20 protein-coding genes are annotated in these 25,165 nt (G+C 37.6%); 15 read left to right on the top strand and 5 right to left on the bottom strand.

From position 1 onward, the window contains the following. Positions 1–27 precede the first annotated feature (27 nt). Together AC23ME_RS04215 and AC23ME_RS04210 are read right to left on the bottom strand one after the other, a co-directional pair. Positions 28–1,179, bottom strand: coding sequence for a redoxin domain-containing protein (locus AC23ME_RS04215; RefSeq protein WP_487726493.1), 1,152 nt, complete (start codon positions 1,177–1,179; stop codon positions 28–30). A gap of 98 nt (positions 1,180–1,277) precedes the next feature. Further along, positions 1,278–2,459: a formimidoylglutamase gene (locus AC23ME_RS04210; protein ID WP_487726492.1), complete on the bottom strand. Its 1,182-nt coding sequence runs from the start codon at positions 2,457–2,459 to the stop codon at positions 1,278–1,280. A gap of 101 nt (positions 2,460–2,560) precedes the next feature. On the opposite strand from AC23ME_RS04210, the gene AC23ME_RS04205 reads away from it, so the two are divergent. The 4 genes from AC23ME_RS04205 to AC23ME_RS04190 all read left to right on the top strand — a co-directional run bounded on the left by AC23ME_RS04205 (position 2,561) and on the right by AC23ME_RS04190 (position 7,212). After that, positions 2,561–3,523, top strand: coding sequence for an NAD-dependent epimerase/dehydratase family protein (locus tag AC23ME_RS04205; protein WP_487726491.1), 963 nt, complete (start codon positions 2,561–2,563; stop codon positions 3,521–3,523). Beyond that, complete coding sequence (locus AC23ME_RS04200; RefSeq protein WP_487726490.1) at positions 3,523–4,821, top strand: HAD family hydrolase; 1,299 nt, start codon at positions 3,523–3,525, stop codon at positions 4,819–4,821. The genes AC23ME_RS04205 and AC23ME_RS04200 overlap by 1 nt, the downstream gene beginning before the upstream one ends. Before the next feature lie 250 nt (positions 4,822–5,071). Beyond that, positions 5,072–6,037, top strand: coding sequence for a tryptophan 2,3-dioxygenase family protein (locus tag AC23ME_RS04195; protein WP_487726489.1), 966 nt, complete (start codon positions 5,072–5,074; stop codon positions 6,035–6,037). Between the two features lie 107 nt (positions 6,038–6,144). Next, the gene (locus AC23ME_RS04190; protein WP_487726488.1) at positions 6,145–7,212 is read left to right on the top strand and encodes a branched-chain amino acid aminotransferase; all 1,068 of its coding nucleotides are present in this window, start codon (positions 6,145–6,147) and stop codon (positions 7,210–7,212) included. Between the two features lie 63 nt (positions 7,213–7,275). Here the strand turns inward: AC23ME_RS04190 and AC23ME_RS04185 are convergent, their stop codons facing one another. Together AC23ME_RS04185 and AC23ME_RS04180 are read right to left on the bottom strand one after the other, a co-directional pair. Next, the gene (locus tag AC23ME_RS04185; RefSeq protein WP_487726487.1) at positions 7,276–9,075 is read right to left on the bottom strand and encodes a hypothetical protein; all 1,800 of its coding nucleotides are present in this window, start codon (positions 9,073–9,075) and stop codon (positions 7,276–7,278) included. A 105-nt stretch (positions 9,076–9,180) separates the two neighbouring features. Further along, positions 9,181–10,887, bottom strand: a complete 1,707-nt coding sequence (locus AC23ME_RS04180; RefSeq protein ID WP_487726486.1) for an AsmA family protein — start codon at positions 10,885–10,887, stop codon at positions 9,181–9,183. A 139-nt stretch (positions 10,888–11,026) separates the two neighbouring features. Here AC23ME_RS04180 and AC23ME_RS04175 point away from each other — a divergent pair, with 139 nt between their 5' ends. The 11 genes from AC23ME_RS04175 (at position 11,027) to AC23ME_RS04125 (ending at position 22,678) form a co-directional block, all read left to right on the top strand. After that, the gene (locus AC23ME_RS04175) at positions 11,027–12,559 is read left to right on the top strand and encodes a MiaB/RimO family radical SAM methylthiotransferase (RefSeq protein WP_487726485.1); all 1,533 of its coding nucleotides are present in this window, start codon (positions 11,027–11,029) and stop codon (positions 12,557–12,559) included. 210 nt (positions 12,560–12,769) lie between these two features. After that, the gene (locus AC23ME_RS04170) at positions 12,770–14,002 is read left to right on the top strand and encodes a sigma-54 interaction domain-containing protein (protein WP_487726484.1); all 1,233 of its coding nucleotides are present in this window, start codon (positions 12,770–12,772) and stop codon (positions 14,000–14,002) included. A 4-nt stretch (positions 14,003–14,006) separates the two neighbouring features. Further along, complete coding sequence (locus tag AC23ME_RS04165; RefSeq protein WP_487726483.1) at positions 14,007–14,513, top strand: LptE family protein; 507 nt, start codon at positions 14,007–14,009, stop codon at positions 14,511–14,513. 34 nt (positions 14,514–14,547) lie between these two features. Beyond that, positions 14,548–16,095 carry a hypothetical protein gene (locus AC23ME_RS04160; RefSeq protein WP_487726482.1) on the top strand — a complete coding sequence of 516 codons (1,548 nt, stop codon included), beginning with the start codon at positions 14,548–14,550 and terminating at the stop codon, positions 16,093–16,095. A gap of 14 nt (positions 16,096–16,109) precedes the next feature. After that, positions 16,110–16,472, top strand: a complete 363-nt coding sequence (secG, locus tag AC23ME_RS04155) for a preprotein translocase subunit SecG (RefSeq protein ID WP_487726481.1) — start codon at positions 16,110–16,112, stop codon at positions 16,470–16,472. Positions 16,473–16,634: 162 nt separating this feature from the next. Then, a complete protein-coding gene (locus tag AC23ME_RS04150) occupies positions 16,635–18,032 on the top strand; it encodes a DUF5723 family protein (protein WP_487726480.1) in 1,398 nt (465 codons plus the stop codon). 72 nt (positions 18,033–18,104) lie between these two features. Then, on the top strand, positions 18,105–18,515 hold the full coding sequence (locus AC23ME_RS04145) for a hypothetical protein (protein WP_487726479.1): 411 nt from the start codon (positions 18,105–18,107) through the stop codon (positions 18,513–18,515). 229 nt (positions 18,516–18,744) lie between these two features. Then, positions 18,745–19,152: a hypothetical protein gene (locus AC23ME_RS04140; RefSeq protein ID WP_487726478.1), complete on the top strand. Its 408-nt coding sequence runs from the start codon at positions 18,745–18,747 to the stop codon at positions 19,150–19,152. A gap of 439 nt (positions 19,153–19,591) precedes the next feature. Continuing rightward, positions 19,592–19,870 carry a co-chaperone GroES gene (locus AC23ME_RS04135; RefSeq protein ID WP_487726477.1) on the top strand — a complete coding sequence of 93 codons (279 nt, stop codon included), beginning with the start codon at positions 19,592–19,594 and terminating at the stop codon, positions 19,868–19,870. Between the two features lie 72 nt (positions 19,871–19,942). Beyond that, complete coding sequence (gene groL, locus AC23ME_RS04130) at positions 19,943–21,580, top strand: chaperonin GroEL (RefSeq protein ID WP_487726476.1); 1,638 nt, start codon at positions 19,943–19,945, stop codon at positions 21,578–21,580. A 438-nt stretch (positions 21,581–22,018) separates the two neighbouring features. Beyond that, on the top strand, positions 22,019–22,678 hold the full coding sequence (locus tag AC23ME_RS04125) for an MgtC/SapB family protein (RefSeq protein WP_487726475.1): 660 nt from the start codon (positions 22,019–22,021) through the stop codon (positions 22,676–22,678). A gap of 9 nt (positions 22,679–22,687) precedes the next feature. Here the strand turns inward: AC23ME_RS04125 and AC23ME_RS04120 are convergent, their stop codons facing one another. Then, complete coding sequence (locus AC23ME_RS04120) at positions 22,688–25,087, bottom strand: leucine-rich repeat domain-containing protein (RefSeq protein WP_487726474.1); 2,400 nt, start codon at positions 25,085–25,087, stop codon at positions 22,688–22,690. Between the last annotated feature and the right edge of the window lie 78 nt (positions 25,088–25,165).

The following is a 25,165-nucleotide window of genomic DNA, read 5'->3' as shown; positions in this document are numbered from 1 at the left end:
GATTTTTTTATGATACTAAACAGAATTTTATTTAGTTTTCTTTTCTAAGATTTCAGCCAATTTAGTGTGTAAAGCTTCGCCTCTTAAGTTCTTTGCAATAATTTTACCGTTAGGATCAATCAACATACTGAAAGGAATACTTTGCACACCAAAACCTTTAGAAACTTCGTTATCCCAGCCTTTTAAGTCAGAAACATGTGTCCAAGTTAACTTGTCATTCTCTATTGCCTTTAACCAGTCTTCTTTTGAAGTTCTCGTTTTATCAGTCATTCCATCTAAAGAAACACCTAAAACTGTAAAATTCTTATCTTTAAATTTATTGTAAGCCGCTACAACATTAGGATTTTCTTGTCTACAAGGCCCACACCAAGCAGCCCAAAAATCAACTAACACATATTTACCTTTAAAATCAGATAGTTTTACAGGTTTGCCATCAGCATCATTCTGAGTAAAATCTGCTGCCACTATACCAATTTGGGTTTTCTTAGCCCCTTCAATTGAACTTTCAATGTTTTTACCTAAACTGGTAGCTCTAAGTTCAGGTCCGAATTTTTTAAATTCTACCTCCATTACTTTAGGGTCGAAATCTACGCCCATAAAATTTCTGAAAGCCATTAAACCAATAAATGAGCTTCTGTTTTCTTCCGCAAACTTTTTATAGATTGGGTCCGACTCTGAAGTTGTCGCATTATACCTGTCCATAAAAGGTTTCATAAATGCTTCATCCTTTTTTTGTTCTGCTGTATAAGTGCCGTACTCTTTCATCAATACCGCCACTTTATCATTAACTGGTTTTAAGGCAGCTTTTAATTTTGCGTTATCATCATTTACTTTCGAACCCGTAACTGACGCCTTTTTAATCGAGTCGGCAGCTGCAATATTTATAGTTCCAGACTCTAAATAAAAAGAGAGCACATCAGCAGGCACTCTTTTCTTTGGATCAACAGGAGCTGCATCGTGCTTTACACGAATAGAAGCCTGTGTAATTCCTGGCACAGCACCTTTAAATTCGAAAGCTCCGTCTTTAATTTCTGCCGAATCAGCTATTTTATTGCTATAAGCTAAATATGCTTTTGCTGGAGCATTTAAACTGCCAACCTTACCTTTTACAGTAAAATTTAATTGAGCCATTAATGCTAAAGGAGATAGCAACACGGCTGAAAGAATTATTTTTTTCATTATGTTTTAGGTTAATAGGGTCGTTATTGAAAACCCACTTTTTAGTGATATAAGTTGTTACTCAAATATACGAATAACTCCTACAACTATTGTAACTATTAAGTTAGTTTTTGATAGGTACGCCACCACAAGTCTGGCATTTCACCTTTTACTGCTGTATTGTAATCATCGTATTTACAAGGCACTAGGTGAAAACGCTCATTTTTAGAGCCATTTGCAGGATAAGGTACTTGCATCCACCAGCGGTCAGATTTCTTACTTTTCACGAAATTCACCTCTGTAGCGCCATCATTAACGCTGGCTCTGTAAATAATATATTGAGATTTCGGAGTTAACGGAAAATCCTTCTTACGGCTATAATAACCATCTACAAAATACCACACCATTTGCGAAAGCAGCATTGCCGTTTGTCCGCCTTTATCAAAAGCAGGATTAAATTCGTAGAAACCAATCGAAGTTAACTTATCGCTCATTCCCGCATAACGTGAAATTCTACAAGCATCTTCGCCATAAAAACCGTTAGGAACCATGTTCGTATTGCCACAAGCATCGCTAGAACGAATAGCGCCCATATCAAAACTTACCATGTTCGCATTGCGGATTACAGGTTCCGAAACTGATAAATCAGAAACGAATTCGCCCAAACGGTGTACATCGAAATACAGCTTATCCATCACTCGCAAACTATCTTGGTTAACAAAATAAGTTTGATAACCCATATTGCTAAAATTGAACAGATAATTAGGTTGATGAAAGAAAATCTTAGTCAAATAACTTTGAGAAGTAGTAGCTACGCCTTCCGTCTCGTCTTGTTCTAAATCAAAACGGTTATCAACCACTAACAAATCTACTTTCTGCTCTAAACTTTCGTAGCCCATGTATTGCGCATAAGTTAAATCCTGTCCACCGCCAATAATAATGGGTACAATATCCAACTTCACCAACTCGGCAACCACTGTTTTTAATGCAAAATATGTATCAGAAACCTCCTGACCAGCAATAATATTTCCTAAATCGATGATTTTAGTTGGTACTTGTCCTTCATTTAGCAAATAAAATTGTTCACGAAAGTAATCTGGTGCTAAAGAACAGCCGTTATTATTCACTGCTCCCCTATCATCTTTGACGCCAATAATAGCCAAATCATACTTTTCTTCTTCCAAATCTGGAAAGGCATCAGTGTAAAACTCTACCTTCATCCCAAGCTGGCTTGTTAAAAAACCATTTCTAGGCGTGAATTTTTCCGTATCTATTGGAGAAAAAAAATCTGATAAAGTCATAAAGCTATTTAAATTTCTGACCTCAAATATCTATTTTTGGGCGCATATATTAAGCGCATTTTTAAATTTTGTGTTTAAACTGGTAATCTTTAGAAATAACAATGATACTTGTTACAGGCGCTACAGGTTTTTTAGGGGCAGAATTAGTGAAACAGCTTACGGACCAAAACATCTCGGTTCGAGCCATTAGGCGAAGCAGCTCTAAAATTCCGGCTTTGCTAGAAGACAATACGTTAGTTTCTTGGCACATCGCAGATATTAACGAACCTGAAGATTTAGCCGATGCTTTTGAAGGCATTACCAAAGTTTACCACTGTGCGGCTACAGTTTCATTCGACCCGAAAGACAAAGCAAAACTTTTAAAAATCAACATTGAAGGCACAGCTAACATTGTGCATTTATGCATAGAAAACAATGCTCGTCTGCTCCATGTAAGCTCCATCGCAGCCTTAGGTTTTCCTAAAAAGGATGAACTAATTTCTGAGAAACATTTCTGGGATTATGACCCGAAAGCGCACAATTATGCCATTTCTAAATATCAAGGCGAAATGGAGGTTTGGCGTGGTATTGCAGAAGGATTGGATGCTGTGATTGTAAATCCGGCTGTAATTATTGGCAAAAATGCAGGCTTTAATGGCAGTGGCGCTATTTTCAAACTGGTAAAGGATGGTTTGAAATTCTACACAGATGGTGCTACGGGAATTGTAGACGTAGAAGATGTTGCCAAATGCATGATTTTATTAATGGAAAGCGGTATTACCGAAGAACGATATACTTTAAGCGCTGAGAACCTGCATTACAAAGATTTCTTCGCCCAAATTGCGAAAGGTTTTGATATTAAAGCACCTACAACAGAAGCAAAACGCTGGATGTTAAGCATTGCTTGGCGAGCTGCAAAATTTGCATCGCTATTTACAGGAAAGCCTGCCGCTTTAACCAAAGACGCTGCCCGCAGCAGTTTCAACTTGAGTTATTATACCAATCAAAAGATAATCGACACCTTCAACTTTAAATTTAAACCACTAAACCAAAGCATCGCTGAAGTTTGCAATGCACTTAAATAATGAAGCAACAGAACTTTTACATCATCGATTTTGACAGCACGTTTACCCAAGTAGAAGCCTTAGATGAGTTAGCTCGAATTTCTTTGGCCAAACATCCAGACCGCGAAGCGATTTATCAAAAAATTGAAGATTACACCAATTTAGCGATGGAGGGCAAATTGTCATTTTCGGAAAGCTTGGCACAACGTGTAAAATTGCTTGATGCGAATGAAGACGATTTGCAAAAACTCATCAAACATTTAAAGAAAAAAGTATCTAAATCTTTTTCCCGCAATGCGGATTTCTTTAAAAAACATGCTGATGAAGTTTTAATTGTTTCTGGCGGATTTAAGGAGTTTATCACACCAGTGGTTAGTCAATATCACATTAAAAAAGAAAACATTTACGCCAACACTTTTGTAACCACAGGTGATGGAAAAATCATAGATTACGACCATGCCAATCCGCTAAGTGAAGAAGGTGGAAAGGTAAAACTGATGCACCAATTGAATTTGCAAGGCGATTTATACGGCATTGGCGATGGTTATTCTGACTACCAATTACGAGAAAGCGGCTTGATTAAAAAATTCTACGCTTTTACAGAAAACATTGCTAGAGAAAGCATCGTTACCAAAGCAGACCACGTAACGCCAAGCTTCGACGAGTTCTTATACGTCAATAATTTGCCGAGGGCGATATCTTATCCTAAAAACAGAATTTTATGTTTGGTAATTGGCGATGTTCCTGCAGATACGATTGCTTTCTTGAAAAAGGATGGATTTTCTATTCGACACAAAACAGAGTTTGAAGAAAAATACGTTGGCGACGTAGGCATGATGCTTTTAGCTGATGGCGAAAAAATTGAAGAAGAAAAACTAAAAAGAGCAGTTAAACTGAAAACCATTGGTTATTTAGGAAATGCGAGGAACAAGTTCTCTTTCCAAACTTGTAACGAAATGGGTATTGTAGTTTTCGATGACCCGAAATCGAACCCACGTAATTCGCTATTTATTCCAAAACGTGTAGCAGATTTCATGAACAAAGGTGCTACTTATTTGAGCAGCAACTTCCCTAATTTGCAATTGCCGGCTATCGATAAATCGCACCGATTGATACACATCCACAAGAACGTTCCTGGTATTATGGCGCAAATCAATACAATTTTTGCTAAGCATAACATCAATATTGTTGGGCAGTTTTTAATGACTAACGCCACTATCGGCTATGCAATTACAGATATCAATACTGAATACGATAAGCAATTGTTTAAATCGTTAAAAAAGATTGAGCATACAATTAAGTTTAGGGTATTGTACTAAATTTAGGATTTAAATCCTTTAAGCGTTTTGTCATTCCGAGGAACGAGGAATCTATTTAGCTTACTAGATTCTTCGCTGCGCTCAGAATGACAAAACGACTATAAAAAGTTTCAAATGACTTTATCATCGTGCATACGGGTTTCTAATTTTACGCTTATTATCGATAGGCCCAGCTAGTTTTTGTCTTAATTTTTAGACCGCGGAACCAAGACAATCTTCGTTCTCAGTTATTAATTTAAAGACAAAACAAATGGAACTTACTCCACAGATTAAAGAAAAATTAGCCCTGCTTCAAGAAAAGTATGAAGCCATGGGACAAGATATGGTCTCTTACCTAGACGGCCTTTTATATGCAGACTTCCTCACTTATTGGGATTACATTCACTTGGATACTTTGCTAAGCTTGCAAAGCCCAAAAACTCCCTTTCCTGATGAGGAAATCTTTATCATGTACCACCAAATTACGGAGCTTTATTTCAAGCTTTCGTTACACGAATGCAAGCAAATTGCCGAGCATCAAAATCTAAATGCAAAATTCTTCACCGAACGTGTGAAAAGAATTAATGCTTATTTCAATGCTTTAACTACCTCTTTCGAAGTAATGGTGAACGGCATGGAAAAGGAGCAGTTTTTGAAATTTCGGATGTCGTTGTTGCCAGCAAGTGGTTTCCAAAGTGGGCAGTACAGAATGATTGAAATCTCTGCAACTGATTTCACCCAATTGGTAGATAAAAGCAAACGAGAAGAGTTGACCAATGCTAGCATCGAAGAGAAATTCGAATACATCTATTGGAAAGCTGGCGCTACAGAATTAGCAAGCGGGAAGCAAACTTTAACCTTGAAACAGTTCATCAATAAATACGCTGCACAGTTTTTAGCGCTGGCAAAGGAACGTGAGCATACCAACTTTGCATCGCTCTACAAACAATTGGAAGCGAAAGGAGAAGATGTGACTTTACTTGCAGAAGAACTACGTAAACTTGATTTGTACGTGAATGTGGAATGGCCTTTATCGCATTACAAATCCGCGGTGCGTTATCTAGAAAAAGACCCTGTAGATATTGCAGCAACTGGCGGAACAAACTGGCAGAAATACCTGCCTCCGCGTTTCCAAAAAAGAATTTTCTATCCATTTTTATGGACTGAAGAACAGATGGAAGAATGGGGAAAAGGATGGGTACTTAGTGTGCTGCAGACACTCAAAAACAAACATTAATTTCTTTGTAAGAAGCTAAAAAACAATGATTTTTAGTACTTTTGCAGCAAATTAAAAGAGCTTTTATCTCAAAAAGAGAGCAAAAGCTTGTATAAAATCATTATAAAATGACCGAAACATTAGACATCAAAGTAACCAAGGTTGAGCAAACTCGCCTTACAGTTACTGATTTTTCAGAGTTACCATTCGGTAAAGTGTTTACCGACCACATGTTTTTGTGTGACTATGAGGATGGTGTATGGAAAAACCCAAGAGTAGTTCCTTATGGCCCAATCCCGATGAGCCCAGCAATTTCTGCGCTACATTACGGACAAGCTATTTTCGAAGGTATTAAAGCCTACAGACTACCTGATGGTAAAATCAGCATCTTCAGAGCTGACAAAAACTTCCTGCGTTTTAATAAATCGGCAAGAAGAATGGCAATGGCCGAAGTTCCTGAAGAAATTTTTATGCAAGGTATGGCTGCCCTAATCAATGTTGATGAGAAATGGGTGCCTAACCAAGAAGATTATGCATTATATATCAGACCAGTAATGTATGCTACTGATCCTTATTTGGGCGTTAGACCATCAGATAGTTATACTTTTGCAGTTTTAACTACGCCAACTGGTAAATATTACAACAAAGCTTTAAGAGTAAAAGTAGAAACTGAATTCACAAGAGCTGATGATGGTGGTGTGGGTTACGCTAAAACAGCAGGTAACTACGCTCGTTCATTATATCCATTTGAAGTAGCTAGAAAAGAAGGTTTCGACCAATTAATTTGGACTGATGCACAAACGCATGAGTTTATTGAGGAAGCTGGAACTGCAAACTTGATGTTCGTAATTGATGGCAAATTAGTAACTCCAGCGGTTAGAACTACAGTTTTAGATGGCGTAACTAGAGATACAATTATTCAATTAGCGAAAGCTGACGGTGTAGAAGTAGAAGAAAGAAGATTATCTGTTAAAGAAATCATCGAAGGTATTGAAAACGGCAAGTTAACAGAAGCATTTGCTGCTGGTACTGCCGCTACAGTTACTCATATCGGTGAAATTGGGTACGAAGGTAAAACTTACACCTTAACTGATGTTGCTTCGAGAAACGTTTCGAACAGTATTGCTAAGAAGTTAAACGATATTAAATATGGTTTAGCTCCTGATACTTTTGGATGGAACTGGGTGATTTCTTAATCACATTCCAACATAAAAAACTAAAAGCCTCGGATTTAATTCGGGGCTTTTTGCATCGTCATCTTAACGATTTCTAGAACGCTCTAATCTCCTCATTTCACGTCGTAACTTCCGTTTTTCGCGTTCGTCTTTCATATTTTCAAAACGATTCACATAACTTTTGATCTCGGCCTCTTTTTTAGGTGTAAAACCAACGCTATATTTAACCCCTTGAAATAACGTCTTCCAAATAAAACTGAAGAAAGAGCCTGTGGGCTGCCGCTGATAGTTGATGGGCGCTATGGTAAACTTACCATCATCAGAAGGGTTGTCAGAATAAATGACCATTGCATTAGCTAAAAGCGATAAAATTCCCAATCGTTTTAACCGTTCTCCACCTTCATGTTTCTTCATTAAACCCAACGACAAATCGTTGTAAACAAACTCCACTTTTCCGGTAGCTAACTCATTATTTGCTTTAATATCAAATGCAAAACTGCGCACTAAACAACTTTTAATTTGCAACATTGCTAAAGGCCTGGTGATGTAATTCAGTTGCCTACCATCCATATTTAGCAACCTGCCCTGATATGAAAAATCTGCTTTGGGAGCAGCTACATTAAACTTAAAACCAACATTTAGCTTCCCCTGTCCCATCAAATAGCTTTCTAAGTTCGCCTCAATTACTGGGTTTATTTTTTTGTACTTAGGTTCGTTCGTCACGTTGCTAATTACACCAGATGTGTTGTTAAAACCAATTCTCCCCCGCTGTCCACTTTTTGCATCAAACTCAGCATAGCTGATATCCAATTTATTCAGATTTATTTTTTTAATGGTGATAGGAATATTTATTTTTTGCAACAATTGATGTGGAAATCGACCAGTTTTATCCTTCAGTAGCTTGGGATATGAATTATCATTAAACACCGATAAATTTCCATTGGCAATATTCATTTCCTCTGCAAGCACTTCTCTATTTTTGATGTACGAAAACAAATTAATTCCGTAGAAATCGATGTTATTAAGTTTCAACGAGTAACGATCCCGAGCGTAGCCTCCTACTTTGGCAAATTCCTGCTCCGAATAACGTGGCTCTAAAGCAAATTCTTTGATGTTGAGCTTTTTTTCAGAAGCACTAAACTCGAACTGGCTTGCCTTAATGTAGTACATGCTATCAGGCGTGGCATAGGTGTAGTTATTCAAATAAACGTAAGCATCTTTCAATAGGTAAAACCTACTTTTATCTTTTGCAGATGTAGCATCTATCAGCCAATCTTTTAGGGTGATGGTGATGTTCGAAATGGTATCGATATCCGGCTTCGCATTATTGTTATCTACATACTTAAAACTAGCATTCTTAAAATCGATTGTTTTCACGTGCAGCGCACTAAACATGCTCTTGATATAATCGTAGGGCGATTTTTCTGGCTGTGGCAATTTATCCTCGTTAAATTTCAAAGATTTATTAACCATCGTAATACAAGGATTATCAAACAACAGCAAGTCTATTTCAAGTTGTCTATCAAAATAAGCCTTAACAAGATGAAACTTTTTAATACTCAGTTTTTTGAGCTTGATTTGATACAGATTGTTCGGTGCTTTTTTTTCCTGCACCAACCTTCGGTAAACATTGGTATCTGCTGTTAAGTTCACTTCGGTTAGCGATGCATTACCAAATAATGGATTAACATTCACTTTGTTAAAACTGATGTGATACAGGCCATTGGTTGCTTTGTTAACCACCGCTCCCAGCTCTCGCTGCACAAATGGCTTAATTTTTCCAGAAACGTACCATGCAATAGCAGCAATAACCACCACCAAAACCATTAACACGCCAGAAATCCATTTTAATTTTCTTTTATGCTTGGATATAAATTTTGGCATTGGCGTTTGGAGCTGGTTTATTTAATCACAAGATACAGAATTTAGCGAAATTTGGAGTAAGTAAATTCTGATGATTGAATAAGATTTTGGCTACAAGCTGACAGCTTACTTCTTCTTCGGTTGCTCCATTTTTTTCATCGGTACAACACCAATACCCACAACTTCTCTCATGCCTTTAAAAACAGACTTCCACATAATATTGAAAAACGAAGCTTGTGGTTCTCGCTCATGCGTTACGTTTGCAAACCTTCCTTTTTCACCAGGAATATTATCATCTTTAATTAAAATTGTATTTGCTAAAAACGACAACAGACCTTTCTTTTTCTCCTTGCCTTCGCTGTCTTCGCCGAGCATTTTAATTTTTAAATCTTTGTAGTAGAAATACACCACGCCTTTAGACCCAGCGCTGTTGGCAGAGATATCGAAGCTTGCTGATGTGACTTGACCACTTTCCAATTCAATTTGTCCCAAAGGTTTAGAAATGGCGTTAAGCGCTTTTAAATTAAACCCGCCTACCTTGCCTTTGTAACTGAACGCTCCATTATTTGAAGCCAGATGAAAATCAATTTTCACGTTTAGCTTTGCAGCTCCCATTACGTAGGTATTTAGATCTGCATAGGCGTGGTTCTGCTTGGCTAATCTAGAACTATCATTAGTCAAATTGGTGATTTTGCCATTTAAGCCATCTAACTTCACTGTTCCGATCTCCATTGTTTTTGGATTGTATTCGCCATAAGCGACGTTCACTTTTGCAATGTTTAGCTGCTCAACAATAGTTGGAATAGGCAGACGCTTGAGCGCCATGTGTGGGAAATTTGCTGATTTATCCAATCTGGAAGGTGGCAATTCCCTGTTCATAAACACATTAACCTGTGCCGGGCCAAGGTTAATCGCTTTGACGAAAAGTTCCCCATTATTGTTTAGCCCAACATAATCTATCCCCGAAAGGCTAATTTTCTTGAAATCTAAATCATAGCGATCTTTTTGTACGCTATATTTTCTACTAAATTCAATCTTTGGATATTTAGGTTCCATTTTAAAGCCTCTAACTTCCAAATCTTTCCCGGTTATAGAACCTCTTAACGTATCCAATTTTAAGGTGTACAATTTATCCTTTGTCTCAGATTGATAGCCCAATAATTCGAAGCCAATATTCTTACTGTGAAATACTCTTGTAGTATCAAATTGTGCAGCAGAATCAATCAAAACATCTTTTACATTTATTGAAAGGTGCTTGATGGCATTGAGTTTTCGCTTGCCATTATAATAATCAAAATCAGCATCTATCACTTTAATTGTACCAACAGAAATAGACTTTAGCGACTTTGAAATTTGCTGATATAAAGTTCTTTCATATTTTACGGTATCTGGTCGCTTAGGTACTTTGTGGTAAATCATATCAATAGATGGATGATCCAAAACAATTGCACTAAGCGCCACTTTCTTTTTGAAATAAGCATTTAAAATGCCTACTCTAGAAATTTTCAAATGAGCTAATTTAATACGGAACAAATGCGTTGGCGCTAGTTTTTTCTCTCGCAATTGGTTAAAAACGTTCGTATCTGGCGTTAATTTAATGCTATCCAAAACCGCGGTTCCAGTTAACAAATTCAAGCGAATATCTTGAAAATCTACATGATACAAACCATTGGAAGCGTTACTTACGCCTTCTTTAATTTTAGTGGTTAAAGTTGGTTTCCATTTAGCACTTAAAATCAGCGCTGCAACACCTAAAATTAAGATAAGCGCACCTAAGATGCCACCAAACCAATACCAAAATTTACGTTTACGGTAGAATATATTTTTGCTCATAAGATTTCTGTTCGTAACCATAAAGACAAAAACAAGGGTGTTATTGTTTTACATTCATAAACCGATTGTAAAATTACTGCCATTCTGTCATTTATCATTTAATTTTTGTACTTTTGAAGCCCGTAAATTATATTTTTTGATGATAGATTTTAAGCTTCAGGATAAAACACACGACGAAACCCGACAAGGGGAAGCATTGTTGTTAGAAGGAAAAAATGGCGATGGTAAAAAGCTTTACATAGAAAGTTATGGTTGCCAAATGAATTTTGCTGACAGTGAAATTGTAGCCTCTATTCTTTCTGAAACTGGTTTTGAAACCACTAGCGACTACCAAAGTGCAGACGTGATTTTCATTAACACTTGTTCTATCAGAGAAAATGCGGAACAACGTGTACGCAACAGACTGTCGCAATTTGGGGTAGAAAAACGTAGAAATCCGAAATTGGTAGTTGGTGTTTTGGGCTGTATGGCCGAGCGTTTAAAAGCTAAATTTTTGGAAGAAGAGAAGTTGGTAGACGTGGTAGTTGGTCCAGATGCTTATCGTGATTTACCAAAATTAATTAACCAAGTTGAGGACGGCCATAAAGCGGTTAACGTAATTTTATCTCGTGAAGAAACCTACGCAGATGTAAGTCCGGTGCGTTTAAATACCAATGGAATTACGGCTTTTGTAACCATTATGCGTGGTTGCGACAATATGTGTTCTTTCTGCGTGGTTCCGTTTACTAGAGGAAGAGAACGTAGTAGAGATCCATTCTCAATTCTGAAAGAAGCAAAAGAACTTTATGAAAACGGTTACCGTGAGGTTACTTTGTTAGGTCAAAATGTAGATTCATACTTGTGGAGTTCGGCTGTGCCTGAAAAGAAAATTGCTGACGACACCAAAGACGAAATGAACACCTTAACTGGTGATGCTTTATTGGAAGCCTTGAGCAACAAAACAGATTTACCTTCAGCTTTAATTAAAGAGCACTCAGAAGGTTCTGTAAACTTTGCGCAACTGTTGGCAATGGTTGCAGAAATTCATCCTGATTTAAGGGTTCGTTTTTCTACCTCGCACCCTAAAGATATTACCGACGAGGTACTTTACACCATCGCTAAATACGATAACATTTGTAACTACATACACTTGCCTGTTCAGTCTGGCAACAGCAGAGTTTTAGCTTTAATGAACAGAACGTATACCAGAGAATGGTACATGAACAGAATTGATGCGATCCGTCGTATTATTCCAGGTTGCGCCATTTCTTCTGATATTATTGCTGGTTTTTGTACTGAAACTGAAGAAGAGCACCAAGATACGCTGAGCATTATGCATTATGCGAAGTACAATTTTGCATATACTTTCTCTTACTCTGAGCGACCAGGAACTTTAGCTGCTCGTAAATATGCAGATGATATCCCTGAAGATGTAAAAGCTCGTCGTTTGGCAGAAATCTTTAAAAAACAACAAGAAGATTCATTGGCTTGTTTAGAGGAATTTGTTGGTAAAACGGTAAGAGTTTTAATCGAAGGATTTTCTAAAAAATCTGACAAGGAATATAGAGGCCGTAATGACGAGAATGCGATGGTAGTTTTCCCAGTTACTGATAATGTAAAACCAGGAGAATATGCGAACGTTTATATTGAGCGTTGCACATCGGCTACGTTAATTGGCCGTGTGGCTGATTAGTTTTGGATTGATTGGGTGTTTGGGAAACAGGCTTTGCAAGCTAAACCTGATAGTAGTGGGCACGAGCGTAGCGAAGTAAAACGGATAGCAGGGCTTTCGCAGCCTATGAAAAACTGAATTTGCTTTTCAAATCCTTTGACAAAATAGGACAGCAAATAGAGATAAACATTTCAAGTCTTGATACTTGATATTAAGTACTAGATACTAATAATGGATACACAAAGTATAAAACAACGTTTCGGAATTATTGGCAACTCGCCTTTATTGAACCGAGCGATAGATACAGCGAGCCAAGTTTCCCCTACTGATATGTCGGTTTTAATTACCGGCGAAAGCGGCAGTGGTAAGGAGGTTTTTTCACATATCATCCACCAATTAAGTGCTCGTAAACACGGTGCTTTTATTGCGGTAAACTGTGGTGCTATTCCAGAAGGAACCATTGACTCGGAGTTATTTGGTCACGAAAAAGGTTCATTTACTGGTGCTCACGAAGCTAGAAAAGGATATTTTGAGGTAGCAAATGGCGGCACCATTTTTTTAGATGAAGTTGCCGAGCTTCCTTTGGGAACACAGGCACGTTTGCTACGTATTTTAGAAAGTGGCGAATATTTAAGAGTAGGTTCTTCGAAGGTTCAAAAAACGGATGTTCGTATTATTGCCGCAACCAACGTTGATGTTTATGACAGCGTTAAAAAAGGCAAATTCCGTGAAGATTTGTACTATCGTTTAAACACCGTTCCTTTGCGTATTCCACCATTGAGAGAGCGTAAGGAAGATGTTTACTTGTTGTTTAGAAAATTTGCTGCAGATTTTAGCGATAAATACCGCAGTCCGAGTGTTCAGTTAGAACCAGATGCTATACAAATGCTATCTAACTATAGCTGGCCGGGCAATGTGCGTCAACTGAAGAACATTGCAGAGCAGATTTGCGTACTAGAAAAAGACAGAAACGTACATGCGCAGGCTTTGCTGGCCTATATCCCTAATGAGCAAAGTAACAATTTGCCAATGGCGATAAACACCTCTAGCAAAGAAGATTTTTCGGAACGTGATATTCTTTATAAAGTGTTGTTTGACATGAAAAAGGATATGATGGATTTGAAAAAGTTAGTGGCAGAGATTATCCAAAATGGCGGAAACACTGCACACGTAATTGCCGACAACCCGCAGTTTATTAACCAACTTTACCAAGATGTAGATTTGGACAATCATTCTGCCGAACCAACGTTAACCATCAAGCATCCTTCGCAAAACATACCTAACGATTATAACTTTGCCCACGATGCGGAAGAAGTGGAAGAATCGTTATCGCTAATAGATAAGGAATCTGATTTAATAAAAAAGGCGTTGAAAAAACATAAGGGTAAACGTAAATTTGCTGCACAAGAATTAGGCATTTCGGAACGTACACTTTATAGAAAAATAAAAGAGCTAAATCTTTAAATAAATGAAGAAGATATTTTTACTGTTGGCCATCTTTTTGGCATTTGCAGGCTGTAGCTATAGAATGAACCCACCTATTGCAGTCAATATAAAAACTATAAATGTTCGTTTTTTTGAGAATGTAGCACCATTAGTAGTACCAACCTTGGCGCAATCTTTTACGGAAGCATTAAAAGAGAGGATACGTACTCAAAGTAGGTTTAGCATAACTCAAAACGAGGCCGATGCCATTATGGAAGGTCGTATTACTGCTTATTCTATCACTCCTATTGCTTTTGGAGATAACAACCGTCCAACGGCTGGAGGTAACCGTTTAAGCATTACCGTGGAGGTTACCTATACGAATAATATGGATACAGGAAAAGTAAAGTCAAGTTTTAAGGAAAGCTTTACTCAATTTCAAGATTTTACGCTAACGGGAAGCTTGCAGAGCCAAGAGCCAGCATTGATTAAAGAGGTGAATAATAAGCTTACGGAAAACATTTTTAACCGTGCTTTTGCGCAATGGTAGGGAAATAATGTATTGCAATTACTAACTTAGCGCAATGGAGTTGAATATTGAGACGAAGCAACAATTGGATAAGTTACTCGCCAAACCTAGCTTGGCTGGGCAAGAACATATCCCCTTTTTGCAAAACCTTATTGAAACTTATCCATATTATCAGCCGCTCTATTTATTGTTGGCAAAAGCCAGTAATGGTAGTGAAAAACAACAGCAAGCACTCACTTTAGCAGCACTTTATAACAATGGCAGTATCTTACATAGGCTGTTGCACGAGCCACAAACGCTAACCAATAACGATGAAATCAATATCATTACTAACCCTACTTGGATTAGTGATTTAGAAATTTCAATTGATTTAGGCGAGGTGGTAAAAGATGAAGAAATTGAAACTTTAGCAACTAGCGAAAATACGGTTAAAGATGCGCCAGAAATTGAGAATTTAGCGCCGCTACCTAACGAGATCATTGCTGTAGATGATTTACCAGAAGCAGAAATTGCACAGGAAATTGAGGTAGTAGAGACTGTTTCGGTCGAAGCAGGAAAACCATCAACTCATCATTTCGCTGTTCCAGAGATTGAAAACCTTGCACCTTTAGAAAGTGAGATCATTAAGGTTTGCGAAGCTGCTGAACAGCCACAGGAAGAACCGCAAACTACTGTTGAAGCAGACGAGCAAGAAACTTTCGAGGAAATCACAGAATTGGTTACGCCGCAAATTGCAAGTAGTCAAATTGAAGTAGAAGACGAAGAAGAAAATAGTGTTGAAGCAATTGCTTTAGTTGAAGAAATAGAAGAGCGTTCGCACGAAGAAGATACCAGCGAGGCATATGAGGTTAAGACGGAGGTTGAGCATTCTGAAGAACTCATCAGCTCAGAAGAATTACTTACTGAAGTGGAAGAACCTACTGGATCTAGCTTTGCAACAAAAGAACCAGATTTAATAGAAGTAGAAACATTTGCATCGGCCAATTTCTTTGCTTTCGACCCTAATTTTAGCTCCGAGCAAGTTGAAGAAGAAATAGATGAAGAACAGCTTACAAAATCAGAACTTCATACATCTACAGTTCCAGATTTTACCTTTTCTGCAAAAGAAAATATTGTAAGTAAATACGATGACGATCAGCTACCGTTCACATTTTTATGGTGGCTGGCTAAAACCCGTAAAGATCACGAACAAATTTTTAGACCATTTGTATCTACCAACAAACCAACAGCACCAGCACAAGATTTGCAGCAACAATATGTAGAAAACATTTTTCACATACAGGCTCCATTCGAACCCGAGCATGAAGCAGATACAAATTCACAAACAGCAGCGCCAACCAAAGAAAGTACAATAATTGATACGTTCATCAAGAATGATCCACAGATTAAAGCACTGCCACCAAACCAGATCAATAACGAAAACAAAGCAAAGAAAAGCGCAGAAGATTCTAATGATTTAGTGTCTGAAACTTTAGCTCAAATTTATATCGAACAAACACTTTACCACAAGGCAATAGATACTTATCAAAAATTAAGTTTGAAATTTCCAGAAAAAAGTGGTTACTTTGCCGACCTTATCCAATCTTTAGAAAAGAAAATTTAAAATATTATATAGAAATGGCGACTACCCTACTTATCGTTTTATTGGTGATTGCATGTGTTGCATTGGCCTTTTTCATTTTAATCCAAAACCCTAAAGGTGGCGGTTTAGCTACTGGCGGTGCAAGCAGCAATATGTTTGGTGTACAACGTACCGGCGATGTACTAGAAAAAGGAACTTGGGTATTATTAGCACTAATTGTAGTGTTTTCTTTAGCAATTACTGCAATGAGCAAATCTGGCAACACAGGTGGCTCAACAGGTTCAAAAATTGATGAGCACATTAACAAAGCGGCAGCTCCATCTCCTATTGGAAGTGCTTTGCCTAAGGCTACAGCACCTGCTGCAACTCCTGCTCCTGCAGATACAACTAAGAAATAAGCTTTAATCAAAGCGAATATAAATGTAGCTCCTTGGTTAACCGCCAAGGAGTTTTTTATGACATAACCTACTCCTATAACCTCTTTAAATACCTAGTAATAGGTATTTACCAATTTTAAGAGGCACTTTATCTTTGGCAATCAAACTATTGAATTACCAAAAATGAAGAAATCTAATTTTTTGATGGTGGCATTTTGCTGCCTGACTACAGGCGCTTTCGCACAAGATTTACCAGGCTTTAAAACCAGCAACTACAACGGTGTACTCGGCGTATACGGCAACCCAGCTAACGTGGCACAAAACAATTATAGTTGGGACGTGAGCCTGTTCTCTTTTGGCGTTGGCATTGGCAACAACAATGCGACATACAACCTAAAAAATATCAAAAACTTAACAGAAACAGACTCAGCTTTTGATCAGTTGGTTGGGAATGCAAATCGCCCGTCTAGCGCTTTAGTTACTACAGACATTAAACCTATCTCATTCATGCTCGGCATTAACAAGAAAAGCGGCATCGCTATCACCAGCCGTGCAAGAGTAATGCTAAATGCTTATGATTTAGATGGCACATTGGGTAAACAACTAGCTGATGGCAGCGACGACGCCACTTTTCCTTACAGTATCAATTCTAACCAAGATATGCGAGTAACTGCCAATGCATGGGCAGAGATAGGCGCAACTTACGGCAGAGTAATTTACGAAAGAGGTAACCACGCTGTTAAAGCAGGTGTTACCGCAAAATATTTAGCCGGAGTAGCCAATGCCTATGTAAACATCAACAAGCTTAAAGCTACCTTAACGCAAGACCCAACTACAGACGATGTTTATTTGAGAGATGCTACTGGTGGATTAGAATTAGGAACTGCTGGCGTTTCGTTAGATAATTTTGAACCTTCGGAACTTTCTCAATTTAAAAGCACTGGTTTTGGTTTCGATTTAGGTTTTGTGTACGAATTTAGACCCGACCAAAAAGAAGGCTCTAGTAGAAGAGGCAGTCAGTATAAGTTGCGTATTGGTGCTTCGTTAACCGACATTGGCGCTATTAAATACGAGAAAAACCGAAATAATTCTGGTGGCTATAAATTGGATATTACAGGAGCAGAAGCACTCAATTTAAAAGAACTTTCCAACCAGCCTATAGATGGAATGAAAGATTACTTTGACAGCAAACCACAGTACTTTACACCATTAAATACTTCAGGAAACAACTACAGTGTGAGCTTGCCTACCATGTTTAACTTAGATGTAGACTACAAAGTGTTTAAAGGTTTGTACGTAAATGCTGCAGCTAATATGAATTTGACAAAATCTGATGCTGCTACACCATTTAATAGCAGGTATTATAATTCATTTACAGCTACGCCACGTATCGAAACAAAGACGCTCGGTCTATTTTTACCAATAAGTTATAACGAATTGACCAATGTAAATGCTGGTTTGGCTGTTAAATTAGGCCCTGTATTTTTTGGATCTGGAAGTGCAATTACAGCCGTACTAAGCGATGCTAAACAAGCTGATTTCTTTTTCGGTATCAGATTTGGAAGCTTTGCAAAAAAATAATTTATAATTACTCATTTTTAGGTATTGTATAGCTTTTGTGCACCAAATACCTTTGTTAAAAAAAATAAAGGAATGAAAAAAACATTACTAATTTTATTTGTAGCAGTGGCATCACTAACTGCATGTAAAAAAGACAAAGAAGGAAACCTTGAAGGTAGATGGGATTTGGTTAAACAATACAATGTTCAAACACTGAACGGCACCAAAGTAAGTGAGGAAACTGAAACCTTCAAAACTGGAGAGCTATACGTAGTTTTTAGTGGCAACACTTATAAAACCTATGAAGATGGCGATTTGGAAGATGAAGGCACCTTTACCGCCAACGAAAATTCTATCACGTTAAAAGATGGCGATGGTGATAGTGACACTATGCAGCTAAGATGGAATTCTAAAAGTGAATTTGTGATGACCTCTGAAGATAGCTATAGCGACAATGGACAAACCTATCTTTATAAAAATGAGATGACATTGAGAAAAAATTAACGATAATAAAAATTTTAGATGAAAAGCTACGCAATCGAAACTGCGTGGCTTTTTTGTTTTTAGCCTTGCTGAGTTAAAAACACTTCTCAGTAAACTTAAGAAGTTTTAAAAACTTCGTTCTTTTTTGGGATTAGCTTTGGAAGCTTTGCTAGGAATTAATCAAGTACTTAACTTTAAGTATTGCGAACTATCCTTGGCATTAATACCTTTGTCAAAAAAACTATTAAGAATGAAAAAAACGCTACTAATCTTATTTATCGTGGTTACATCGCTAACTGCCTGCAAGAAAGATCCTGAAGACAAGCTTAAAGGACGTTGGGACTTGATTAAGAGATATTCCACAGAACATATAAACAACGTTATGTCTCATGAAAGTAATGAAACATTTAATGTTGGCGAAATGTATGTGGTATTTGAAGGCAACAAATGCAGCTTTTACGAGAATGGAAAATTAGAAGGGAGCGGTACATTCACGGCAACAAATAACTCAATTACCTTGAATGAAAATGGGCTGACTTACACTAATACGATAAAATGGAACTCTAAAAATGAATTTGTGATGTCTAGCGAGGATAAAACAACTATTAATGGCCAAACTTATCACAGTAAGGAAGAAGCTACTCTAAGAAAGCACTAAAAGAATAGGAAAGATACAACAAAGGCTTTGCGATATTGCAAAGCCTTTGTTGTATAGGATACCGAACAGACTTAAGAAGTTTCAAAACCTTGCTGGAGTAAACGTGCCACCTATATACCTCAGCATATGCAAACTACCAGTGGTTGACTAGCCCCGATTGAAACGAAAAGCCCGCAAACGAGAGAAGCGAGTGCGGACTTGGAGTGTAAAGCGGGACTAACGCTGCTATGGAATACTACAATTGCGCTTCAAAAAATCAAAACCTATATTATAAAAAACGGGTAGTTTCCCTGTCAGTCTGACACCAAAACTTAAACTATATTTGAGCCAACTGACAAAGCCGTGAAAATTTGTCAAGCTAAAAGCCGTTGGCATAATAACTGATAACGGTAAAGTATTATATTAAAAATTTTAAATCAAAATAAATATTATTAGAGTTATGGCTTTAAATTTAAAACCAATTGGAGACAGAATCGTAGTAGAAGCTGCGCCTGCCGAAGAAAAAACAGCTTCTGGTATCTATATCCCTGATACTGCTAAAGAAAAACCTCAACAAGGAACTGTAGTTGCTGTTGGTGCTGGTAAAAAAGATGAACCAATGACTGTAAAAGTTGGTGACGTAGTGCTTTATGGCAAATTTGCTGGTACTGACGTATCTCACGAAGGAAAAGAATATTTAATTATGCGTGAAAGCGATATCTACGCTGTAATCGGATAATCTTAAGTTAAAAGTAAAAAGTTTAAAGATTTGGGTTATTCGTAACTCGTAAATCTAAAATCGTAAATAACAATGGCAAAACAAGTAAGATATAACGTTGAAGCTCGTGACGCACTGAAAAAAGGTGTAGACACTTTAGCGAATGCAGTAAAAGTAACTTTAGGTCCAAAAGGACGTAACGTAATTATTGATAAGAAATTTGGCTCACCAGCTATCACTAAAGATGGTGTGACGGTAGCTAAAGAAATTGATTTGAAAGACCCAATTGAAAACATGGGTGCTCAAATGGTAAAAGAAGTGGCTTCTAAAACTGCTGATATTGCAGGTGACGGAACTACAACTGCTACTGTATTAGCGCAAGCAATTGTTGCTGCTGGTATTAAAAACGTAGCTGCTGGTGCAAATCCAATGGATTTGAAACGTGGTATCGATAAAGCAGTTGTTGCTGTAGTAGCTAACTTAAAAACTCAATCGCAAACTGTAGGCGAAGACAACAACAAAATTAAACAAGTTGCGTCTATCTCTGCAAACAACGATGAGGTAATTGGTTCTCTAATTGCAGAAGCAATGCAAAAAGTTGGTAAAGATGGTGTAATTACTGTAGAAGAAGCAAAAGGTACCGAAACAGAAGTAAAAACTGTAGAAGGTATGCAATTCGACAGAGGTTACCTTTCTCCATACTTTGTAACCAACGCAGATAAAATGGAAGCTGAGTTAGACTCTCCTTACATTTTAATTTACGATAAGAAAATTAGCAACATGAAAGAATTGTTGCCAGTATTGGAAAAAACTGTTCAAACTGGTAAGCCACTTTTAATTATTGCAGAAGATTTAGATGGCGAAGCTTTAGCTACTTTGGTAGTTAACAAAATTCGTGGTTCGCTGAAAGTTGCTGCTGTTAAAGCTCCAGGTTTTGGCGACAGAAGAAAAGCAATGTTAGAAGACATCGCTATCTTAACTGGTGGTATCGTAATTTCTGAAGAAAGAGGTTATAAATTAGAAAACGCTGATTTAACTTACTTAGGTACTGCAGAAAAAGTAGTAATCGATAAAGACAACACTACTGTAATTAACGGTGCTGGTCAGTCAGAAGATATCAAAGCTCGTGTTGGACAAATTAAAGCTCAAATTGAGACTACTACATCTGACTACGATAAAGAAAAATTACAAGAGCGTTTAGCTAAACTTTCTGGTGGTGTTGCTGTACTTTACGTAGGTGCTGCATCAGAAGTTGAGATGAAAGAGAAAAAAGACCGTGTTGATGATGCTTTACACGCAACTCGTGCTGCTGTAGAAGAAGGTATTGTTGCTGGTGGTGGTGTTGCTTTCATCCGTGCGGTAGCTTCATTAGCTGACTTAAAAGGTAGCAACGAAGACGAAACTACTGGTATCGCAATCGTGAAACGTGCTATCGAAGAGCCATTGCGTCAAATCTGTGAAAACGCAGGTATCGAAGGTTCTATCGTGGTACAAAAAGTAAAAGAAGGTACTGCAGATTTCGGTTACAATGCTCGTACTGATGTTTATGAGAACTTAATTGGTGCTGGTGTTATCGACCCAACTAAAGTATCTCGTGTAGCTTTAGAAAACGCAGCTTCAATTGCGGCAATGTTGTTAACTACTGAGGTAGTATTAGCAGACGAGCCAGAAGCAGCAGATGCAGGTCACTCGCACCCACCAATGGGCGGCGGCATGGGCGGCATGATGTAAACCCTTAAATCCCCTAAAGGGGACTAATAAAAGCGACTTGCCAGGTGTCATGCTGAGCTTGTCGAAGGATAAAAAATCCCTCAAGGCGAAAGTTTTGAGGGATTTCTTTGTTTTTGCGCTTAGCAGGAAAAAGTTCCTTTAGGGGATTTAGGGGTTTGAAGCGCACCTTCCCTGCTACTAGCTCCCGAAAGTCCGGCTTTCCGCTGCTCCCGATGAAAAATCGGGATCCGCTTCAATCCGGGCTAGTTAACTAAGCCAGAACTGCATCCAGTTCTTTGCCAATCGCTCTCCTTCTAACTTAACAAAAATCCTCCCCCTACCCCCTCCAAAGGGGGACAGCTGAGCGTCTATTTTAAAAAGTTCCATATTTTTAAACCTCTCAGGTTTACTGCATAAAAAACTTTTCACTTTTAACTTTTTACTTTATACATTTAACCCATGTGGGAAATCCTAGGCGATAGAAATCAATTCCTTACCATTGCGGAAGTAAACAAGTTTTTGCTGGCCATTTTACTTTGTGGCCTAATAGGTGCAGAACGCGAATACCGCAGCAAATCGGCAGGCTTAAAAACCATGATTATGATTGGCTTGGGTTCTGCTTTGTTTACGGTACTTTCCGTTAAAATTGGCGATAGCAGTCACGACCGTATTGCATCTAACATTGTAACTGGAATTGGTTTTTTAGGTGCAGGCGTAATTTTTAAAGAAGAAAACCGTGTAAAAGGCTTAACCACCGCCTGTGTAATTTGGATTGTAGCCGCTATCGGTATGGCCGTTGGTTCAGGTTATTTTATCCAAGCCATTGGTGTAACCGCTGTGGTACTGCTGTCTTTATTAGTTTTCCCTTACGTAGAAAACATCGCTGATCGCCGTTTTACTAGACGTACTTATCGTATCGTAAAGAAATATCAGAATAAAGATTTAGACAACTACGAACTTATCTTTAAAAAGTATAAACTTAAAGCAAGCCGCGGCAAACATCAATTGGCTAATGGCATCATCACTGGCACCTGGGACGCCATTGGCAGCCCACAAAAACACCATGAATTTGTAGAAGCGATGCTACAAGACGGCAGCATTATTGAGTTTGATTTTTAAGCTATGCAACTAATAGGCTGGTTTAATTAAATCCGTTAGCTCCCGCATCAGTGTTACTTTAGTTTTAGCAGTCTTTGTATCACTAAGCCATTTAAAAAACAGCTCATAGCTCCACCTCTGCACATCATTTTTTCCATTTTTTATAATGCTTCTAATTTCGTCCAAATTTACAGCTTTCCCGAATCCAATTTTGGCACAAGCTTCTAAATAATCGAACAACACTTTGTTTCCCTTGTCTTTAATTTCTGTCTTTACTTCACTAGCAAGTTCATTTGCTGCTTTAAAGTCTTCCGCTATAATTAGGAGCTCCAACAAAGCTAATTGCTTAAGTTCAACATCACGATATTTCGATTTTTTACCCGCTTCTATATAACTACGATATTGTACTACACCACTTTTAAAGCTCTTTGCTGCACTTTTATCATCACCAATTAATTTATAAAGAAGTGCAATGTCTCCCCAATTATCTTCATTAAACTTTTCCGCTAGCACTTTATAATCATCTATTGCTTTTAAGGTATCGCCCAACTTAAGGTAACTTTCAGCTCTGTAAGTAAAATCTGGCCTTACAAAATTCATTATTCTTACTTTGCCAGCGGTGTCCCTTAATATGGCTTTATTGAAACTTTCTATAGCTCCTTTGTAATCTGCGGTGAAAAATTGGGCTTCGCCAATATTGTTGAGAATTAATTTTGCTTCAGCAAGATCGGCGTTAATAAGCTTAGCATCCTTGGCACTTTTTAAAGATTGAGCATATTCCTTTCTATAAAAATGTGTCGAACTTTTCTCTATATATGCCAATGCCATCGAATCTGTCTTAGGCAAGTCTTTGTCTGCTATTAAGCCAAAATCGCTAAACCAGATTAGCTTTTCATATTTGTTCGCTGCATAAGAATTCTGGTTAACTGGCTTAGACGGAAGACGATTTTGATTAAAATTATACGATGTTAAAAATGGCGCATTCACAATATCTTTCGGTAATTCCTGTATTCTATTATTACGCAGATTTAGAACGCCAACGTTAAATTCCCCCCAACCATCTGTAGGCAATTGAGTGATATTCCCATTTTCAAATTCTATACTGTAACCTTTAGAGCGAATTGTTTGTAAAGCCAGCAAGGCCTCATTATCCAATGAAGTTAAATTGTTAAGCCCAATTTTCTTTAATTTTGTCCATTGGCTCAAATCTGCTGGCAATGTGGTGAATCTATTTATACCGCCTCCGCTTGCAGCATAAGGTGAATCTGTTCGATATATTTCTCGAGATGGGTCTTTGACTTTTCCTTCACTTTTTTTCTGACCGCTACTTAGATATAAAATCTGTATAGATGAAAGCTCATTAATAGAACCAGGAAGTCTAACGAGATCATTACCTGACAAATTAAGTTCTTCTAATTTCTTTAATTTTCCAAAATCTTCTGGAAGTTCTTTTATGTTATTGGAAACCAGATTAAAGTAGCGTAAATTTTCTAATTGTCCGATTTCTTTTGGTAATACATTTATTGCATTTTTAGCTAAACTTAAAGAGTCGAGTGACTTTAGCTTGTAGAATCCATCCGGCAAAGAAGTTATAAAATTAAAAGAAGCATCTAATTTCTTTAAAGACTGCAATTGAGGAAATGTATTAGGCAATGCAGTCAAATCGCAGAAACTTAAATCGAGCTTTTTTAGTCTAGTTAAGCCTCCAATATTTGCTAGCAACGCCTTAAGTGGATTTGCCTTCAAAAGCATAATCTCTAGCCGACTTAATTTCCCAATGCTGCTGGGAAGATATTTCAGTTGATTAGACTCTAAACCTAAATAGCTTAGATTTTTTAACTTGCCGATGTTTGGCGGTAAACTATCAATTGAATTATAACGTAATTCTAGTTTCTTCAAGCCCTTAAGTTGAGTTATGCCAATGGGGAATTGGGTTAATCTATTTCCCGACAGTGAGAGGCTCTGAGTTTTAGGAGGGAAAGCATTGAAGTTCCTTATATTTGAAAAATTACTGACACTAAGAGAGGTTAATGTACTTAGATCCTTAAGTTCAAAATCTATCAACAAATCTTGCCTGTAGGTTCCACGAAGGTTAAGTGATTTAAGCTTTTTGAGTTTCAGCAGATCTCTTTTCAAAGTATCGTATTTAATATCCCTCAAGCTTAATGCTTTTAAATTTGTAAGATTACCGATGAACTCAAAAAAAGCTGCTTGCTTTTTAACATCGCCACTAGATACCGACAATTCTTCCAGCAAAGGGACTTTGATTTTCGCAGTGGTTTCATCAAAATTATGCAGTCCACTAATGTATAAGCTTTTTAAAACTGGAAGTGTAGAAATATTGCTTAAAACTTTGGTATAGTCTACATAACGAAATTCCCTAGATGCGAATAACTTCATGTTAATAGACAACGTTTCTAAGTTTTTCAACTCGAATAACCACTTTGATACCTCAACCTTCTTCTCACTATACAAAGAAATTCCTTTTACGTTTAGCATTAAAAGTTC

Source organism: Pedobacter sp. T50_32, assembly GCF_057652195.1.
This window is presented reverse-complemented; position numbering and strand designations above follow the sequence as displayed.

Bases quoted from the DNA above. Each gene is read 5' to 3' on its own strand.
- AC23ME_RS04215 (WP_487726493.1), bottom strand. From the start codon at position 1,179: ATGAAAAAAATAATTCTTTCAGCCGTGTTGCTATCTCCTTTAGCATTA.
- AC23ME_RS04210 (WP_487726492.1), bottom strand. From the start codon at position 2,459: ATGACTTTATCAGATTTTTTTTCTCCAATAGATACGGAAAAATTCACG.
- AC23ME_RS04205 (WP_487726491.1), top strand. From the start codon at position 2,561: ATGATACTTGTTACAGGCGCTACAGGTTTTTTAGGGGCAGAATTAGTG.
- AC23ME_RS04200 (WP_487726490.1), top strand. From the start codon at position 3,523: ATGAAGCAACAGAACTTTTACATCATCGATTTTGACAGCACGTTTACC.
- AC23ME_RS04195 (WP_487726489.1), top strand. From the start codon at position 5,072: ATGGAACTTACTCCACAGATTAAAGAAAAATTAGCCCTGCTTCAAGAA.
- AC23ME_RS04190 (WP_487726488.1), top strand. From the start codon at position 6,145: ATGACCGAAACATTAGACATCAAAGTAACCAAGGTTGAGCAAACTCGC.
- AC23ME_RS04185 (WP_487726487.1), bottom strand. From the start codon at position 9,075: ATGCCAAAATTTATATCCAAGCATAAAAGAAAATTAAAATGGATTTCT.
- AC23ME_RS04180 (WP_487726486.1), bottom strand. From the start codon at position 10,887: ATGAGCAAAAATATATTCTACCGTAAACGTAAATTTTGGTATTGGTTT.
- AC23ME_RS04175 (WP_487726485.1), top strand. From the start codon at position 11,027: ATGATAGATTTTAAGCTTCAGGATAAAACACACGACGAAACCCGACAA.
- AC23ME_RS04170 (WP_487726484.1), top strand. From the start codon at position 12,770: ATGGATACACAAAGTATAAAACAACGTTTCGGAATTATTGGCAACTCG.
- AC23ME_RS04165 (WP_487726483.1), top strand. From the start codon at position 14,007: ATGAAGAAGATATTTTTACTGTTGGCCATCTTTTTGGCATTTGCAGGC.
- AC23ME_RS04160 (WP_487726482.1), top strand. From the start codon at position 14,548: ATGGAGTTGAATATTGAGACGAAGCAACAATTGGATAAGTTACTCGCC.
- secG (WP_487726481.1), top strand. From the start codon at position 16,110: ATGGCGACTACCCTACTTATCGTTTTATTGGTGATTGCATGTGTTGCA.
- AC23ME_RS04150 (WP_487726480.1), top strand. From the start codon at position 16,635: ATGAAGAAATCTAATTTTTTGATGGTGGCATTTTGCTGCCTGACTACA.
- AC23ME_RS04145 (WP_487726479.1), top strand. From the start codon at position 18,105: ATGAAAAAAACATTACTAATTTTATTTGTAGCAGTGGCATCACTAACT.
- AC23ME_RS04140 (WP_487726478.1), top strand. From the start codon at position 18,745: ATGAAAAAAACGCTACTAATCTTATTTATCGTGGTTACATCGCTAACT.
- AC23ME_RS04135 (WP_487726477.1), top strand. From the start codon at position 19,592: ATGGCTTTAAATTTAAAACCAATTGGAGACAGAATCGTAGTAGAAGCT.
- groL (WP_487726476.1), top strand. From the start codon at position 19,943: ATGGCAAAACAAGTAAGATATAACGTTGAAGCTCGTGACGCACTGAAA.
- AC23ME_RS04125 (WP_487726475.1), top strand. From the start codon at position 22,019: ATGTGGGAAATCCTAGGCGATAGAAATCAATTCCTTACCATTGCGGAA.